The sequence below is a fragment of the Pontiella desulfatans genome, from assembly GCF_900890425.1.
GTDB lineage: Bacteria > Verrucomicrobiota > Kiritimatiellia > Kiritimatiellales > Pontiellaceae > Pontiella > Pontiella desulfatans.
The window spans coordinates 2,093,233-2,110,529 of record NZ_CAAHFG010000001.1 but is presented as its reverse complement, the minus strand read 5'-3'; the positions used below and the strand labels follow the sequence as shown (position 1 = coordinate 2,110,529).

At 52.5% G+C, this 17,297-nt stretch carries 12 protein-coding genes; 6 read left to right on the top strand and 6 right to left on the bottom strand.

Features of this window, described 5'->3' with window-relative positions; translation table 11 throughout:
• The first annotated feature begins 53 nt into the window (after nt 1-53).
• The 4 genes from E9954_RS07750 to E9954_RS07735 all read left to right on the top strand — a co-directional run bounded on the left by E9954_RS07750 (nt 54) and on the right by E9954_RS07735 (nt 6,187).
• The gene (locus E9954_RS07750; protein ID WP_136078633.1) at nt 54-1,514 is read left to right on the top strand and encodes a glycoside hydrolase family 28 protein; all 1,461 of its coding nucleotides are present in this window, start codon (nt 54-56) and stop codon (nt 1,512-1,514) included.
• Nucleotides 1,515-1,527: 13 nt separating this feature from the next.
• Nucleotides 1,528-2,388 (top strand): hypothetical protein, encoded by an 861-nt coding sequence (locus E9954_RS07745; RefSeq protein ID WP_136078632.1) that lies wholly within the window; start codon nt 1,528-1,530, stop codon nt 2,386-2,388.
• Between the two features lie 149 nt (nt 2,389-2,537).
• On the top strand, nt 2,538-4,172 hold the full coding sequence (locus E9954_RS07740; RefSeq protein WP_136078631.1) for a sulfatase family protein: 1,635 nt from the start codon (nt 2,538-2,540) through the stop codon (nt 4,170-4,172).
• A 122-nt stretch (nt 4,173-4,294) separates the two neighbouring features.
• The gene (locus E9954_RS07735) at nt 4,295-6,187 is read left to right on the top strand and encodes a sulfatase-like hydrolase/transferase (protein WP_136078630.1); all 1,893 of its coding nucleotides are present in this window, start codon (nt 4,295-4,297) and stop codon (nt 6,185-6,187) included.
• 108 nt (nt 6,188-6,295) lie between these two features.
• On the opposite strand, the gene E9954_RS07730 is transcribed toward E9954_RS07735, so the two are convergent.
• The 6 genes from E9954_RS07730 to E9954_RS07700 form a co-directional block, all read right to left on the bottom strand.
• Nucleotides 6,296-7,306: an aldo/keto reductase gene (locus tag E9954_RS07730; RefSeq protein WP_136078629.1), complete on the bottom strand. Its 1,011-nt coding sequence runs from the start codon at nt 7,304-7,306 to the stop codon at nt 6,296-6,298.
• 86 nt (nt 7,307-7,392) lie between these two features.
• Nucleotides 7,393-8,844, bottom strand: a complete 1,452-nt coding sequence (locus tag E9954_RS07725) for a sulfatase-like hydrolase/transferase (protein ID WP_136078628.1) — start codon at nt 8,842-8,844, stop codon at nt 7,393-7,395.
• A gap of 43 nt (nt 8,845-8,887) precedes the next feature.
• Nucleotides 8,888-10,420: a sulfatase family protein gene (locus tag E9954_RS07720; protein WP_136078627.1), complete on the bottom strand. Its 1,533-nt coding sequence runs from the start codon at nt 10,418-10,420 to the stop codon at nt 8,888-8,890.
• A gap of 13 nt (nt 10,421-10,433) precedes the next feature.
• Nucleotides 10,434-11,981 carry a sulfatase family protein gene (locus E9954_RS07715; protein ID WP_136078626.1) on the bottom strand — a complete coding sequence of 516 codons (1,548 nt, stop codon included), beginning with the start codon at nt 11,979-11,981 and terminating at the stop codon, nt 10,434-10,436.
• A gap of 39 nt (nt 11,982-12,020) precedes the next feature.
• The gene (locus E9954_RS07710; RefSeq protein WP_136078625.1) at nt 12,021-14,417 is read right to left on the bottom strand and encodes an alpha-L-rhamnosidase-related protein; all 2,397 of its coding nucleotides are present in this window, start codon (nt 14,415-14,417) and stop codon (nt 12,021-12,023) included.
• A 369-nt stretch (nt 14,418-14,786) separates the two neighbouring features.
• Entirely contained in the window at nt 14,787-15,110 is a 324-nt protein-coding gene (locus tag E9954_RS07700; RefSeq protein ID WP_136078623.1) for a hypothetical protein, read from the bottom strand.
• Between the two features lie 32 nt (nt 15,111-15,142).
• Between E9954_RS07700 and E9954_RS07695 the strand changes: the two genes are divergently transcribed.
• Both E9954_RS07695 and E9954_RS07690 read left to right on the top strand, forming a co-directional pair.
• Nucleotides 15,143-15,535, top strand: coding sequence for a LuxR C-terminal-related transcriptional regulator (locus tag E9954_RS07695; protein WP_136078622.1), 393 nt, complete (start codon nt 15,143-15,145; stop codon nt 15,533-15,535).
• 257 nt (nt 15,536-15,792) lie between these two features.
• Nucleotides 15,793-17,271, top strand: a complete 1,479-nt coding sequence (locus E9954_RS07690) for an MFS transporter (protein ID WP_136078621.1) — start codon at nt 15,793-15,795, stop codon at nt 17,269-17,271.
• Nucleotides 17,272-17,297 lie beyond the last annotated feature (26 nt).

The following is a 17,297-nucleotide window of genomic DNA, read 5'->3' as shown; positions in this document are numbered from 1 at the left end:
GATCGTTTCCATGTCCGCCGGCAGAGAGATTATAGAAAATAATAGAGGCATTTATGAAATACACTAAACCATTTTTATTCACGGCAACGATGCTTGTTTTCGTTGGGGGGTGCACCTCCGGTCCTGAGCAATCCGGGGCGTTAATCAACGCCGAAACTCTTCGGGCAGATTCGAAGATTTTTAATGTAATAACCTTCGGCGCCGTCGGTGATGGCGAAACGTTGAATACAATAGCGCTTCAGGCGGCGATAGATGCCTGCACGCAGGCAGGCGGCGGAACGGTCCGGGTGCCGGCTGGGGAATATGTTTCCGGCACGCTGCATCTGAAAAGCAATGTGACGCTGTCGCTGGACTATGGCGCGTACATTCTAGGAAGCCAGAAGCATTCCGATTATCCCATCGATAAGCTGCGGCCGTCTCGCGAGGGAAATTCCGAGTGCTTTCTCTATGCGGAGGACGCGGCCAATATCCGCCTGGAGGGGCTAGGGGTAATCGACGGGCGCGGAAAGCCGGAATTCTTTCCGAAAAAGGCCGGGCCGGGCGGCAAGGATAATCGCCCGCGGCTCATTCGTTTCGAAAACTGCAGCAATGTGACGTTTGCCGGGCTGACCTACAAAAATCCGGCCTTTTGGGGGATTCATCTGGTGGACTGTAAGGATGTGCACATCACGGGTGTGACGATACGGATGCAGGACAATCACTCGAACAATGATGGATTCGATATCGACGGGTGCGAAAACGTATTGATCGAAAACTGCGATATCAAAGCGGGGGATGACTCGATTTGTTTGAAGAGCACGAAAAATCCATGCCGAAACATTGTGGTGCGCGACTGTACCGTGAGCAGCCATACGGCGGCGTTTAAATGTGGAACGTCATCGAGCGGCGGCTTCATCAATATCGATGTGTCCAACTGCTATTTTTATGATTGCCCGATGGGCGGCATTAAGCTGCAGATCGTGGATGGCGGGCACATGGAAAATGTGAAGATATCGCGCATTGTGATGGATAATGTCGGGTCGCCGCTTTTCGTCCGCCTGGGCAACCGGGGGAGGGTGTACGGGGAAAACACCTACACCGGCACCGCCCTGCTGAATCCAGAAGCAACCGAAGGCGCCGCAGTCGGTACCGTGGACGGCATACACATCAGCGATATTGTGGCCCATGTGAAAATCAACCCGCATAAGGGGAAAATAACGGATCGAAATGTTGCCGAAGCCGGCCCCATCATGATCAGCGGCATTCCCGGGCATAATGTAAAGAATGTGGTGTTGGAGAATTTTAAGGTTTCGTATCCTGGCGGCGGAACGGAAGCCTATGCAAAACAGGTGGTGCCTGAGGATGAAACCCGTTATCCCGAGCAACGGTTCTTCGGCATTCTTCCGGCCTGGGGGGCGTACATCCGCCACGCTGAGAATGTGCAGTTGAAGAATATGGAATTGAGCGTTCGGGAGCCCGATGCCCGCGAACGAATTATTCTCGATGATGTTACAGGATTCAGGGAAACAAAATAATGGGAGCTGTTGCATGATGAACCAGTTTGTTGCACTTACCCTTGCCTTGCCGTTTGCGGGCCTTGGCGCTCAAAAACACAATGTACCCTTCTGTTGGGACACGGTTCCGGTTTATGCCCACATGGCGAACATGTCGGAGGATTTTACGCCGGAGCAGTGCGATTTCCTGGCGGAGTATGTATCCAAACAGGATGCCGCGTTCTACACCTATCAAGACTACACCACGAAGACGGGCACAAAAGAGGTGCGCGTTCAGACCGCCCAGCACTTTGGACTCCCGGCATTTGAGCATTTTGGAAAACCGGCCGTTGGTGAACTGGATGCATTTCTCCCGAAGTTGGATACGCAAGGAAATGTCTCGGTCGAAAACGATGTGCTGACCCTACGTTCCGGGGCAACGGAAGCTGCGTCGCGCACCCGTTATTTCCTCGTTCCACACTCGCGCGGGCAACTCTTTGCCTCTATGGATCTGAAATTCCAAGGCTCGGAATCCGAGTGCGTGGGGGAGGTTAACTGGCTGCGTCAGAACGGTTGGGTTTCCAGTAAAGCGGCACAGCCCCTGTCGCTGGAAATTCGCAATGACGGCATTTTCCTGGATCATACCGATACGGTTCGGCGGAATCCGAAAACGCGATTGGCCGACAATGATGGGAAAACGGTCAAGGTCCTGTTTGAATTCGATCTCGGCACCACCGGCAACGATACACTCAAGGTGTACCTTAACCCGGAACGCGAGCTCGCTGAGCCGGTCGTGGCGTTTAAGGGTGAGTTTACCTTTGACCGCCTTCAGTTCGCGGCTTCCGGGCGCGGTGGATCCATGCTGGAGGTGGACGATGTTCGCATCGGTACGCGGTTGGAGGATGTGCGAAAGTGATGCTTGCCCGTCTTGAGGGTCGCGGTCTCGGTTATTTGACGGATAGACGCCGGGCGTGGGTTTTTACTATTTTGATATTCAAGTGAGAAAAGGGATGGTCGTCCCCTGTGGGCTGTTTTGGCGAAAGCGTGAAACGAAGGTTAAAAAAAATGACAAAAACAAAATGGATTGTAGGCGGGCTGTTGATTGCAGGATGTATTCAGGCGGCGGAAAAACCCAATTTTATCATCATTATGACGGACGACATGGGCGTTGGACAGTTTGCGCCGATGGTTGAAGAGCTGGCGGAATCCGATTTTGATCCGAAGTTTGTGAGTTATGTGAAGCGGCTGAATCAAGGCGATGCCTATTCCGGCGCGGAGGCGCTGGAGGCGGCGCGCAAGGCGATGCCGACGATATCGCGCCTGGCGGATGAGGGACTGGTGTTCAGCCGAGCGTTTGCGGCGAGTGCCTTATGCAATCCGTCGCGCGTTGGCATGGCGAGCGGGATGCACCCGAACCGTTTCGGCATTTACCGCAACAAGGATATTACGGATGCGCCCCGTGCGTTGCCCCCGGAAAAGATTCTGATGCCGCACCTCAAAAAGGCGGGCTATGCCACGGCGCACATCGGCAAATGGCATCTCGGTAAGCTGGACGAAGAGCTGGGCGACCGCACCCGCCAAGCGTATAAGCAACAGACCGAAAAGACAGAGCGGCAAATGCTCGATGAGGTTGGATATTTCGGGTCGGTGCCAGCCGACCTGCACCCGCTGAACAACGGGTTCGACTATTATTATGGCTACAATTACCACCAGTCGGTTTTTTATGACGCATGGAATGTGTGGGACGGATTCACACCGGCCGGGCAGCAGAAGGGCTATAATACCGAAACCTTCACGCAGAAGACGCTCGACTTTATCGATACGGCCACGGAACAGGGCAAGCCGTTCTTTGTGAACCTGCATGTGCATGCGGTGCACGGGCCGCTGTTCCCGAACCCGCCCGCCCGATACATGGAACCGTTTGCCGATGCGCCGGAACTGCTCAAAAATTTCTACGGCCATCTTTATGCGGTTGATGAAGGGATCCGCCGCATCGTCGAAAAACTGGAGGCGAAGGGCCAGCTCGACAACACGGTCATTGTTTTCACATCGGACAACGGGGGATCGGTTTCGCGTGACAACACGCTGCCGGGTAACGCGCCGCACCGCGGTCAGAAAGGGCAGTACACCTTAGGCGGCATCCGCGTCCCGATGGTGGTTCACTGGCCCGCCCGCATAAAGGCCGGCCGTCAAACCGACGAACTGGCCTCGCTGCTCGACCTGATGCCGACCGCGCTGGATGCTGCCGGAGTGGCTGTTCCCGATGGGCTCGACGGCCGGTCCCTGCTGCCGTTGATCGAGGGTGCAAAGAAGGGGCCGCACGATCAGCTGATCTGGTTCGGTCTGCACTCCCGCTTCTGGGGCTTCGAGGCCGAAACCGTGCACAACCGCCAATTCCTGCCGCTGATGACCAGCAAGGATCCCGGTGCCTGGTTGGTGGTGACCGACGACTGGGCCTTGCGCTTTACGAGCGATATCGAGCCGCATCACTATCGCGATATGCCCATGGGCGGCCCGGCGGTTTTTGAGCTTTATTCCATGAACAAGGATCCCGGCGAGCGGAACAATGTTGCCGATAAGCACCGCCCGCAGGTCAATGAGCTTCGTGACCGCGCATATCGCTATTCGCTGGAATTGCCACCGCCGAACTATTGGGAACGGGCCAAGTGGATGGAGCTGATCTACAGCGTGCAGCCTTAAGGAAGTAAGGTCAGAGTCCCGTTATGAAGTAATGGAGAAGAGTATTGCATACGGGACCGACTCCTTTTGGGTTCTGAATAATTAAGGAGAAATCCTTCATTGTGTAAAAAGGAAGTTTATTTATGAAACGTTGTCATCGTTATATCTTCATATCGTTGGTTTTGGTTGTCGCAAGCGTCTGCGCCGCGCAGAAGAGGCCGAATATCCTGTGGCTCTCGGCGGAGGACATCAGTGCCCATTTTGGCTGCTACGGTGATCGGCATGCCATCACACCGAACATTGACAAGCTTGCCGATGAGGGTGTGCTCTACACGCGCGCTTTCACAACAGCGGGAGTCTGCGCCCCCTGCCGCAGCGGTATTATAAGCGGCATGTACCAGACCAGCCTCGGAACCCAGCACATGTTCTGCGAGGCAACGCCGCCGGACTCCATCAAACCCTTTCCCTACGCTATGCGCAAAGCGGGGTATTACTGCGTAAACAACGGCAAGGAGCACTACCAGTTCGAAAAGCCCAAGGGGACCTGGGATGAATCCGGCGGCCAGGCCCACTGGCGTAAACGCGCGGATAAAAGCCAGCCTTTCTTTGCCATCTTCAACTACACTGGATGCCATGAGTCCGGTATCGCAAATGAACTTAAATACATCAGCGTAACCAAAAATATCAGCATCGAAAAGCGCCAGGACCCGAAGAAACTGGAGCCGCCTCCCTACTTCCCCGATACACCCACCGTGCGTGAAGACTGGAAGCGCAACTACGAGCTGATTACCGCGATGGATGAATGGGCAGGAAACCTAATCCAGCAGCTCAAGAATGACGGCTTATATGAAGATACCATCATCGTGTTCTGGTCCGATCATGGCGTTGGCCTCCCTCGCTCCAAGCGCTGGTTATACAACTCCGGCACTCACATTCCACTGGTTATCCGCATACCGGAAAAGTACCGCGCTGAGGGACAGGGCGTGCCGGGATCTGTTACAGACCGGCTGGTGAACTCCATCGATTTCGGACCGACCATGCTCAATTTAATCGGAGTGGATATTCCCGATTATGTCCAGGGCGTACCCTTCCTCGGCGATAAGCTGCCGGAGCAACGGGACTATGCCTACGGCTGCCGCGACCGAATGGATGAGCGCTACGACATTATCCGATCGGTCAGGGACAAGCAGTACCTCTACATACGCAACTATGAACCGCTCAAAACATACTACCAATATATGAACTCACCAGAGAGGGGCGCAACCATGCAGGAGCTGCGCACACTTCATGAAGCCGGAAAACTGCCGCCGGAAGCGGAGAGATATTTCAATCCGACGAAGCCGGTTGAGGAACTCTACGACTACGTCGCCGACCCTCACAACCTGAACAATCTAGCCGCACTCCCAGCACACCGAAAAACCCTTGAACGCTTACGCACAGCGCACCTTAAGTGGGTGCAGGAGACTCGCGACCTCGGGTTGATTCCGGAACCGATCATTCACGAAAAGGTAAAAGAGGCCGGGTCTGAATATGCGATTCTCAGGCAGGCGGATTCCGTTGACTATCTCGAGAAACTAGGAGCCATCGCTGCGGCGGCCTCTGGTGGGCCAGAGGCCCTGCCGCAACTTGTTGCCGCCTTGCAGGATAAAGACAGCGCCATCCGCTACTGGGGCGCAACCGGCATCGGCAATATCGGCGAGGACGCAAAGAAAAGTGCAGCAAAGCCGATCACCGAACTGCTTGATGATGAATCATCCGCGGTACGCACCGCGGCAGCACGTGCACTCTGCCGCATGAACATGCCCGACAAGGCCCTGCCAGTACTCATCAATGAGATGAAAAACGGAGCACAGTGGGAACGGCTTCACGCGGCCATTGCATTGGATGAGATCGATGAGATGGCCCGACCGGTTATCGAAGAGATGAAAGAGGGGCTGAACTATCAGAAGGGCTTTCTCTCCGACGGAAAATATCGTGTACGGGTTACCAATCGTGCGCTGAATGAGTTGAATGGAACAAGTAATAAAGTGAAGTAGTGGTCAGGAGTCTGATACCCAACACTCCAGTTGATGAACTGAGGATCTGCCTGCCGAACGGTATTGAGGTTCAGCAGGCGATCCCTTCGCGGAATGAATCCGGCAGTTCTATATGATTTGATCCAACTGTCGTATTACCTCCTCGTCCAGCGGGGGCTTTTCAAGGGCTTCCACATTCTGTTCGATCTGTTTGACATTGCTGGCACCGGCCAATACGGAGGCTACCGCTTTATTTCTTAGAATCCATAGGAAGGTGAGTTCGATGAGGGTGAGTCCGGCTTCGCTGGCGAGCTCTTCCAGTTGAATGGCTTTTTCGATGAAGCTTTTTTCGAGACCATTGGCTAAGTAGGATGCGCTATTGGCCGCTCTGGAATTTTCAGGAATCCCTTTTTTATACTTTCCACTTAAGACACCCTGGGCCAGCGGAGAAAAGGCGATGACGCCAAAGCCTTCTTTTTCGCAGATCGGAAACAAGGCTTCTGCTTTTCGATCGAGCGGATTGTATCTTAATTGATTGATGAAGAGGGGGACTCCGCGATCGTTCAGGGCTTTCACCATCGGGTTTGCGATTTCCGGGGTGTAATAGTTTGAAATGCCGATATAGAGCGCTTTTCCTTGCTGATGCATCAGCGCCAACGCGTCGGCCGTCTCTTCAACCGGCGTGGATGGATCCGGTGTGTGATGATAGAAGAGATCAACGTAATCCAACTGCATTCTTTTCAGGCTTAAATCCAGACTGTTGATGAGATATTTCTTGCACCCTCCACGACCAAACGGCCCGGGCCACATGTCGTACCCAGCTTTGGTTGCAATGAATAGTTCATGCCTGTAGGCCTCAAAATCCTGCTTGAAAATGGTGCCGAAATTTTGTTCCGCACTGCCATAGGGAGGGCCATAGTTGTTCGCTAAATCAAAATGGTTGATTCCGAGATCAAAGGCGCGGCGCAGCATGTTGCGGCCTTCGTGCAGATTGTCCGCATCCCCAAAGTTATGCCAAAGGCCCAGCGTTAATTTAGGCAGTTGGATACCGCTCATACCACAGGTGCGGTAAAAGGATTCGTTGTAGCGGTCTGAATGCGGTGCATAGGGTTCCATGGGTAAATGGTCATTTGTTTTCATCGTTTTGTTCCGGTGGGTTGATATTTAATGGTCAGTTGATTTCAGCCGTGGCTTCCGCCTCGGCTTTTACTAAAGATCGGTATCATTTAATCCAGGATTTCATAAAACTGATACCACGTCTTTTCCTTCTCACTCAACGATATGGGGTTCAGGCCGGGGGGCATTAGTTCATGGGTCCACTCTTTTAACGCGCTGCGCAGCTGCTGGGCTTTTTCGGGATGCGTTCGGATCAGGTTCTTCGCTTCGTGTGCATCCGTGCTTACATCGTACAGTGCGTCACGACCATCGCTCAAATAAACATATTTCCAGTTGCCGCGGCGGATCGCGCTCTGTCCCCAGAAACGCCAGAACAGATCGCGCTGCGGCAATCCGTTGGAATTTGCACTGAACGAGGGGATGAGATCTATCCCGTCCAATTCCGCCGGAATGGACTGCCCCGCGGCCGCCAATGCCGTCGGTGCGATATCCAGTGCGGTAACCGGCTGATCACAAACCTGTCCGGCTTTGAATGTGCCGGGCCAGCTGACCACAAACGGCACCCGGATCCCGCCTTCGGAAAGCATGCCTTTCTCGCCGATCCATGGGGTGTTTTTTGAGCCGTCCCATACGGCATAGGGCTTATTTAACGGCTCGTCAGGCAGGGTCATATCAAGCGGTGCGCCATTGTCGCTCAGGAAAAAAATGAGTGTATTTTGCTCCAGTCCGTATTCCTGGAGCAGCTTGCGAATTTTACCGACCCCGTCATCGACTGCAGCAATCATCGAAAGACCGTAGCGGCGACGCTCTACCATTTCCTTAGAAAAGCGCGAAAGATATTCCGGTGTGGATGCAAGCGGTGTATGCGGCGCGTAGTAAGCCAAATAGAGGAAGAACGGATTGGTTTTGTTTCGCTCAATAAACGCCAAGGCTGCCTCGGTTTTAATGTCTACACGAAAACCCTCCTCGCGCTCCCACTGCGTGGGGGTGCTCAGCGTTTTTCCCGTACGCGAAAAGTTCCGCCAATACTCCTGCGTCCGGCCATAAAAATATTCATCAAATCCTTGGTGGCCGGGGTAATATTCACGCATTTTTTCTTCCACTTCACCCGTATCCATAAGAAGGAATTCCTGTCCGGGAAAGCGCGGGTTTTCCGTAGTGATATGCGCTTCCAATCCCTGCTCGCGGGCCCAGGGGATAGACCACCAGCTAGGACACAAATGCCATTTACCCACCATGCCGGTGGTATACCCCGCTTCCCGGAGCCGCTCGGCAATGGTCACCTCATCCAGGCGCATCGGCAGGTCGGGAATGGTATCGAATCCCGCGCGCTGCTGATATTTCCCGGTAAGCAATCCCATGCGCGAAGGAGCACACTGCGGCGCGGTAATATACCCCGCCGTGCACAACACACCGTCCCGCGCCAGCTGGTCGAGGTGCGGTGTCTTTACATCTTTTTCCTGACCATAGATCCCGAGATCGGCGTAGCCCATGTCATCCATCAGGATCACAATCACATTCGGGGCGCGATCCGCTCCAACTGCAAAAGTCCCCGCTGCCATACATACGATGGATAAAAATAAGTGCTGGATTATATATTTAATTTTAGTTTCTCGGTACGGGCGGCAGTCCGACGGCCTTCAAACCTTCGGCATAGGAACGGTTAAAATTATTCTGCCACGTTTTATTAAAAAGGGACTCTTTACCCTGATTGCAGTACTGGTGCGTGTGGTCAAACAAATCCATTTCGCCAGTAAAACGGGGATCTCCCTGCTCAAGGCCGATCTTCTTCATTTTGGCCTTTAGGCGCTGTATCTCGGCTCGGTATTCAGGATCATTAATTAAATTGTTGGTTTCCCACGGATCATTTTTCAGGTCATAGAACTCCTCGCCGCCGTTTTCAAAGTGAATGACATATTCAAACCGTTGGTTCCTGATGTTCCGGCTGGCAGGCATTAGGGTGTTTTCATAATGAAATTCCATTCCGGTCATCATCGTGTCACGACTCGGATCAACCTGTCCTGATTTAGTCGAATTGATGATTTTCATCATGCTTCGGCCGCTCATACCTTCCGGAATAGGAACGCCCGCCGCATCGAGTACGGTCGGCCCGATATCAATGGCGGATACAAAGTCATCAACAACCCGGCCCCCTGGAGTTCGGTCTTTCCACATTAAGAAGAAGGGGACGTGTACACCCGCGTCATAACCGGATGCTTTCGATCGGGGGGTCTGATTATCTCCTACGATGTTCAGCTCGAAACCGCTTAAATTTTCGCCGCGAACGAAGGTTCCGTTGTCACCAACAAAAATGACCATGGTATTATCCAACAGCCCTTTTTCTTCTAACGAATCAAGCATCCGTTTGACCGTGCGGTCATAGTGCAGCATTTCGTAATAATACCCGGGATTTTGCCCCTGCGGGTTAGCGGCATTTTTTGCGTGATCATAGTAGTCGCAGGTCAATGATCTCACATCGACTCCGAATTCCGATTGTGCCAGTGAAACGGCATCCTTTGATTTCATCCAGGGGCCATGCGGCTCAAAGATGCCGGCCCAAATACAAAACGGTTTGTCCGCACTTCGCTCTGCCAGGAACTGCTCTATTCCTGCTAAATAATCTCGAGGATACAGATACGGGGTCTTTTCGGCATTTTCCCGTGAGATATGGTTATAACTTTTGCCCGCGACGCTGGATCGATGTCCATCCCGGCTGGGTGCAATTCCCGGCCCCCAGTTTTTTCCGACAGAGCAGGTTTCATAACCGTTATCCTGCAGGATCAGCGGATAGGTCGGAAATTTTTTAGGGAAGAACGACTGCATGAAGGCACCCTGTTCAAGCTGCCAAAAATGTTTGCCGGAGAGCATGGCCGCGCGGCTGGGGCCGCAGGAGGGGGCACTCACGTACCCATGGTTAAAGCGGATCCCCTCATTTGCGATTCGATCAACGTTTGGGGTCGGGACATCGGATGTTCCATAAATGCTATGCTCAAACCAGCTGACATCATCGACACTGATAATCAGAAAATTAGGCTGTTTTTTACTTTGGGCAAAAGCCGAGTTTGCGCTGACCGCTGTAACAGCAGCTACACAGACCGCCATAGCGTTTATTAAATTTCGTCCAGATCGTTTTTTCATAGTATCGCTCCAATTATTCCTGAGAAAAATAAAGTTTATATTTCAACACTTCCGGAGGCTGCAGCGGGCCGGATGGCAGTTTGGCAGGGGTCATCTTGCCCGCCCAGGTCGTTAATGTTTTTCTAAGCGCACCAGCCACTTCCGGGTATTGTTCAATGACATTGTTTTTCTCTTCTTTATCCTGATCCAGATCAAACAGGAACTCCATCTGATCTGAAACTAGAAGTAATTTCCATTTACCTTTTCGAACGGCTGACTGCGTATAAAACCTCCAGAACATAGGACGCTGCAACAAGTCCGAATCATCCTGACCATTGAGATACGGCAGCAGATTAACACCGTCCAGTTCCGGCAAGGTGCTCACATCACCCGCTGCACTCAAAAAAGTTTTAGCCAGATCGAGGGTGTTGACCGGTTTTCCGCACGTTTGACCGGACTTTATCTTGTTGGGCCAGGACATTACCATTGGAACCCGTATGCCGCCTTCTGTAAGTAATCCTTTATCTCCATTCAGCGGTTCATTGTGCGAGCCATCCCAACGAAGGCGCTTGCCTTTGGTGTATGCAGGGTGGTTTTCATCGACCAGTGAATAAGCAACTTTACCTTCCGGGGTATCGATGAAGTCGGCCAGGGGAGCTCCGTTGTCACTGACAAATAGTACGATGGTGTTATCATAGATATTCAGCTCTTTTAGTTTATTGACGATTTTTCCAACCCCGGTATCAACCGCCAGCATGAGCGCAAGGCCTTTTCGTCTTTGTTGCGATTCCTGTGCTGGAATTTGATCCAGGTAATGCTTTGAAGGCGTCGAGGGGGTATGAGGCGCATAATAAGCGGTGTATAAAAAGAAGGGCTTCTTTTGGTTGGCATTTCTTTCAATGAAGTCGAGGCTGGCCTCTGTTTTTTGATCAACCCGGTCACCCCCTACAGTAATTGCTACACCCGACTCGGTGTTTTGATGAGGGGGGAAGTTGACGATATAATCATTGCTTCGGCCCCAATAATATTCATCAAACCCACGTTGTCCCGGTTCGTATGTTTTTTTGACGTTTGCTGGAACAGCATCTACATCGACCGTCTCCCTGCTGCCTCTCTTAACCAAAGCATCGGGGTAATGTTCCTTGGCCCATTCACCACCAAGAGCACCTATATCCAGATGCCATTTCCCAATCATCCCGGTTCTGTACCCAAAACCTTTCAAATGATTAGCCACCGTTTTCTCTTCAGCCTTTAAGGGTAAAGAAGGAATGGAATCAAAACCGAAACGTTGTTGATATTTACAGGTTAAAAATCCCGCTCTCGATGGTGCGCATTGAGGGGCGGTGACATAGCCATCTGTAAACAACACTCCGCTTTGAGCGAGTTGATCAATATTCGGGGTTAGAATATCATCACGAATACCATGAATGCCTAAGTCGCTATATCCCCAATCATCCGTATAAACAACGACGATGTTAGGTTGGCTGTTTTGCTGCTGAGCAAAGGTATTTAGAGTTGATAAGGCCAGGCAGGCAACTGCTGCACCTTTTATCCAAAGGTTTAAAATAATCCGTTTGTTCATTGCTTTCTCCCTTGTAGTTTTAAAACGAATAATTCTGCATTATTCATAGTGGGCCTTAATATGCCAACGGCCCGGGTGAACCTTGAAGTTGAGGTAATGCTCGGCATCCTCGATAAACTCAAACCCCATTACAGAAGCGATTACTTTTCCTCGATTCCAAACCACCGTGCCGTTCACCTGAATACGGGTTATGTCAGCAAGTGCTCGATGGGGAATTCCAGCGAATGCTTCGGTATGTTCCGGTGAAAGCAGCTCCATGGAAAAAAGGTCATCTTCATTTTGTAGCTTCAGCTCAATATGCCCTTTCACCGAGGGGACGGTGGTTTTGATCGCTTTCAGCGATCCCATCTGCGGCAGCACGTGATACGTCGCGAATCCCGGACTCGTCGGCGCAATGCCGGCGCCATATTGTGAGAGCAGGGTGAGCATACCGCCGCTCCAGGCATGATTGATGGTTCCGCCTCCGCTGCCGCCAATGACCCAATCCTCCCAAAGCGTCGCATAGGGATGAGCCACCATGACTTCGAACCGCTTTTTGGTTCGTGCGATGGCATCATCTTCCAACCGCATACGGTAGAGGGCCTCGCCCACATATTTTTCCATATAGGGACTGCTGTGTTGATGAGTCCGAAAAACCTTCCGAATCGCGTCATATTGTTCCGGCTTCGCCAGCCCCGACAGAACGGCCAGCGCGTGTCCACGGTCATCGGTCTCGCCGGTGTATTCCGCCGACCGGTATTCACGTCCGTTCCAGAAGGTTTTATTGAAGTGGTCTTCGATGCTTTTCATCCGGGCCGAAATGCTGGGCAGATCGCCGGTCTCTCCCAGCGCTTCGGCCATCAGCATCTGCCCCTTCAGCGCGAGATAGAACCAGCCGTTGTAGAGGATTGCCATGTCCTTGTTTTCCCCCCAGTCCCCCCATGTGAATTCGCCGGGACGCTGAACGACCAAGCCATCATTGCCGATTTCCCATAGCTCCATATACCGCTTTACATGCGGATATGCGGTACGAATGGTTCCGAGATCGCCCGAATAGAGATAGTACGTCCAGAACCCGAAGTAGCCCACAGCATTGAGCATCTGCATCGGCAGTTCGCGGAACGAGACGCCCGAGGGAATGGGGGAAGCGATTACGCCCGTATCCCGCTGCCAGTTCACCAACTCAAGGATGCCCTTTCTCGCGAGCGGTATGGCCCGGGTGTCCAGCGCATAAAATGCCTCGCCCATTTCGTTCACCACATCGCCCCACCATTGCGCCCGTTCACGGTCGGGGCAATCGTAATAGGTGTCGCGCATAGTGATATAAAGCGTTCGCAACGCTTTCTGGCGGTACCGGTTAAGGAATTCGTCATCGCATTCGAACGTGCCCGTGAATTCGGTGTCATATCCCGTCTCTCGGTATTTCAGCGCGTGGATTTTAAATCCTCGAGGAAGGGTATAGTGCACCTCATGGCCATTCATCCAGCCTAGGTTCTCGTATTCCTGCACCCCGTCGCGGCTGACATATTCCGCCCGCACGTTCGGTTCCTTTCCGCCGCGATAGTTGTCCATTCGAATATCGACGACCTCTCCCGCCGGACCTTCGATTTTTAGATAGGGCGTAATTTGGGCGTTGTACGGAAGCTTCGCGACAATGGGCTCCCCCATAGAAACCGAAGGGAAATCGTCCTCATTCGGATAGGACTTTAAACCAAAGTCCTTCCAGAACGGAATCGGCCGCTCCTCCAATTGGTTCCAGGGTGCGCAGGGAGGTTTGCCATACGTTTCCGCGGGCGCCCACGCGGAATCATCGAATCCGGGCAGGTGCCAGCCCGATAGATCCTTTCGCGCGTCGAAGCGAAGGTTGGATTCGGGTAGCCGATAGTTCGGATGGGGTGCTTCCGTATCACCAAATGCCGGATGCAACATGGCCTTCCAGGTTTCATCGCTCAGTAGGGGCTTGCCATCGATCTCCGCATCGAATACTAGTCCGGGCATTCCGCTGCTCTTGTGGCTGTATCCATGCCGCCCGAAATACCAGACCATCACGGCGACGGTATTATCGCCTTCTTTTAAATACGGCGCCAGATCCACACGGTCAAAATAGGTGTCCTCCGGCGTCGGGCCGCGCTTGAGCTGCCCTTCGAACACCACCAACTCCCCATTGATCCACAGCCAGTATTTGCTATCCACCGCAATACGCGCAATCGCACGTGCCGGTTTTTGCGACAGTTTAACTTCTTTCCGATAGCAGAACCATTGATTCGCGAATTCATCACGGAGCCAGGCCTTTCTGGGAAGCGGATTCTGTTCCAGCCGATCGCGCAGGGCTTTCTGTGATGCCGTCACCGTTTCTTTTTCATGAACGCCGATCCATGAAGCCTGCCATGGTTCCGAGCCCGAAACGGTTATTGCTAGAAAGGTCGATGCCGCCGCTAAAAGCCAATATATTTTCATAAAGAGTACTCATAGTTATAGAAGCATAGAGTCCTCAATCCCGCAAACTATGGGGTTTGTAGTTTCCGCTACAAAATGTTGTAGGAACGCTTGGGGATATCGAATAACGAACACGGAATATTGAATGAAGATTGCGCTGATTTGCAGCGTGCAACCTTAGGGACTTCCAAGGCCTGGGAAATTGCGCGTGAAAACAAGCGGGACACACAACTGCGCGGCGTGATGGCACAAGGGTGGCTGAGCGGAAAACATTTTCACAGGAAGCCGGAGTTCAAGGCCGATGACAACCGTTCGAGCTGGTGCGCGAGCGAGGACTATTTTAGGCTAATTCAGTTAGCGCCCAGTTGACGGTCTGCATGGTGATGAGCTTTACGCGGCCGGCTTTGTCGACGAAGGTAATGGGTGGGAACACTGCCCCAGCCGGTATGGGCATAGCTGTCCAGCAAAGCCGTGCCACCCGCGACGCAAGGCGCAGTCTTCAAGCAGATCAAACTCAAGCGGAGCCTTTTTCAGCTTTCCGGAAGCCAGTAGGGGCCAAAGCGCATAGCGGGCAATTAACGGTTTTCCGGTTTCATATCGGTCCGTCCAGGATTTTGCTTTCACGGTCATGGTTTTCCCATCCCAGTTTCCGCTTTCCACCAGCCGTGTCTCCGGTCGGTCGACCGTCGTGGATTCAAGGGTCCAGCTTTTCACGGTGTTGAATTCTCCCTGAAACGGCCATCATCATGCTGACGCAGAGCGACGACTATCATCACGTCATTCAGGCTTTACAGAACGGGGCTGCGGGCTATGTGTTGAAGAGTTCCGAACTGGACGATATTGAACGCACCATTATGGCGGTTCATCAGGGCGGCCTTGTTATTGACCCATCCCTTTCACGCGTCGTGCTGTCCTCGTTGCTGCCGGGCAACAATCCGTCAGAAAAAGCGTTGTTGAGTCCTCGGGAAATTGAAGTGCTTAGCGCATTTGCAGACGGGTTGACCAAAAAGGAAGCCGCGACCAAGTTGGACATCAGCTACCATACTGTGGATCAGTTCACGCGGCGCATTCTCGAAAAACTCGCCGTGCCCAGCGCCGGCGCCGCCATCGCCACGGCCGTCCGTAAGGGCCTGATTTAAGCCGATCAGTCGGCGGAAGGATGTAATCGCCGGGTGGGAGATTCATGCGGTGAGGTTGACGTAAAATGCAAATTATGGAGGAATATCGTGCTGTTCGAACAGCCGCTTATACCTGCGTTGAGACACTCGATGGCCGGCCACACTGTTTTTCCCGGCCTCGGTTGTTTGACGGATAGGCACTAGGGTCGGCTTTTGGTATTCTTTTTCTATTAACGTACTAACAGACCTGTGACGTAGAGCAGGGGCAAGGAGAAAAAATGGGTGTTGCAACGATATTTCAAAAACTAAAAACGCGCGATCTGTGGGGCTATGCTTTGGGGGAGGGGGCAACCTCGATAACGATGAACGGCGTTAACAATTTTGCGTTGCTGTTCTATACGCAGATTATGGGGATGAGCCCGGAGTTGGCCGGAGCCGCATTTGCTGCCACAACCCTTTACGATGCGATTACCGATCCCGTGATGGGCACCATTTCCGATCGCACGAACAGTCGGTTTGGGCGACGGCACCCCTACATGCTGATTGGCGGACTCCTTCTTGCCATGCTGTTTTTCTTTGTCTGGTTTGTTCCTGAAACGTTTCAGGGTGAAAAGACGCTCTTCTGGTACCTTCTGATCCTCAATATCCTGATTAAAACGGCTTTTACTGTTTTTGTCGTTCCCCATACTGCACTCGGATTTGAGATGTGCAGAACCGATGAAGATCGAGCCCGGGTACAGGGTGTTCGCTACGGGTTTAATATGATCATCAACATCATCTTCGGCGGTTTGGGCTGGATGCTGTTTTTCCCGAACAAGGTAAGTGATGATGGGACCGTGATTGATGGGACCAAGGTATTGGGAAATTATCTTACGATGGGATCGGTATTAACGGTCAGTGCGGCCCTGTTGGTTGTGCTCTGTGTGTATGCCACCTATAAGTTTGCGGAAAAGGGGCTGGTCAAAGATGACTCGCTAAGCGCTGGAGATCATGTAAAGGCCTTTGTTCATGACCTGAAAGATGTTTATACCGACAAACTGGTCTGGTTTGTCTTCGGATTTTTCGGGCTGGCGCAGTTTTCGATGATGGTGGTTTCGCAGGTACAGATGTTCACCTATGTGGAATACATGGAATTTTCCGCTCCGGAAAAAACCTTTGTGCACACCGGCGGCATGGTTGGATTTATGCTGGGCGCCTTCCTGCTCGGCGGTTTGGTAAAACGGCTGGACAAAAAGAAGACCGGTTATGCGGCCATGACCATGGGATCATTCGGTTGTCTGGCGCTGCTGGCGATCTTTACTGGCGGACTGATGGCGCCGAAGTCTGTTCCTTTGTTTATGACCGGGGATGAGGCGTTTCATCTTTCAAGCGTGGTGTTCGGCCTATTTCAGACCATGTGGTGGGCCGGGTGCGGCATTATTGTTCCGCTGGCTACGGCCATGATTGCCGACCTGTCGCTCGTGAAAAGATTGAAAACCGGTGAAGTAACCGAAGGCCGCTATGCTGCCGGCTTCTCCTTTTTCCTCAAAATGGCCAGTGCATTGGGTCTGTTTGTGACTGGCTACATTCTCAAGGGCGTCGGCTATGTCTCCGGCGCAGAGACTCAGAGTGCCGATACGCTCGATAAGCTGGCGCTGATGACCTTTATCGTCGGCCCCATCCTGATGCTTTTCTCGTTCTTCGTGTTACGGAAATATCCGATCACCCATCAGGTTATGGCCAATCTGCGTGCAAAATACGGTCAGGAAGAGCAATAAGTTCGGCCTTCAAAGGATGTTTATAG

Excerpts from the sequence above, each read along its gene's own strand:
- E9954_RS07750 (WP_136078633.1), top strand. The coding sequence starts at position 54 with ATGAAATACACTAAACCATTTTTATTCACGGCAACGATGCTTGTTTTC.
- E9954_RS07745 (WP_136078632.1), top strand. The coding sequence starts at position 1,528 with ATGATGAACCAGTTTGTTGCACTTACCCTTGCCTTGCCGTTTGCGGGC.
- E9954_RS07740 (WP_136078631.1), top strand. The coding sequence starts at position 2,538 with ATGACAAAAACAAAATGGATTGTAGGCGGGCTGTTGATTGCAGGATGT.
- E9954_RS07735 (WP_136078630.1), top strand. The coding sequence starts at position 4,295 with ATGAAACGTTGTCATCGTTATATCTTCATATCGTTGGTTTTGGTTGTC.
- E9954_RS07730 (WP_136078629.1), bottom strand. The coding sequence starts at position 7,306 with ATGAAAACAAATGACCATTTACCCATGGAACCCTATGCACCGCATTCA.
- E9954_RS07725 (WP_136078628.1), bottom strand. The coding sequence starts at position 8,844 with ATGGCAGCGGGGACTTTTGCAGTTGGAGCGGATCGCGCCCCGAATGTG.
- E9954_RS07720 (WP_136078627.1), bottom strand. The coding sequence starts at position 10,420 with ATGAAAAAACGATCTGGACGAAATTTAATAAACGCTATGGCGGTCTGT.
- E9954_RS07715 (WP_136078626.1), bottom strand. The coding sequence starts at position 11,981 with ATGAACAAACGGATTATTTTAAACCTTTGGATAAAAGGTGCAGCAGTT.
- E9954_RS07710 (WP_136078625.1), bottom strand. The coding sequence starts at position 14,417 with ATGAAAATATATTGGCTTTTAGCGGCGGCATCGACCTTTCTAGCAATA.
- E9954_RS07695 (WP_136078622.1), top strand. The coding sequence starts at position 15,143 with ATGCTGACGCAGAGCGACGACTATCATCACGTCATTCAGGCTTTACAG.
- E9954_RS07690 (WP_136078621.1), top strand. The coding sequence starts at position 15,793 with ATGGGTGTTGCAACGATATTTCAAAAACTAAAAACGCGCGATCTGTGG.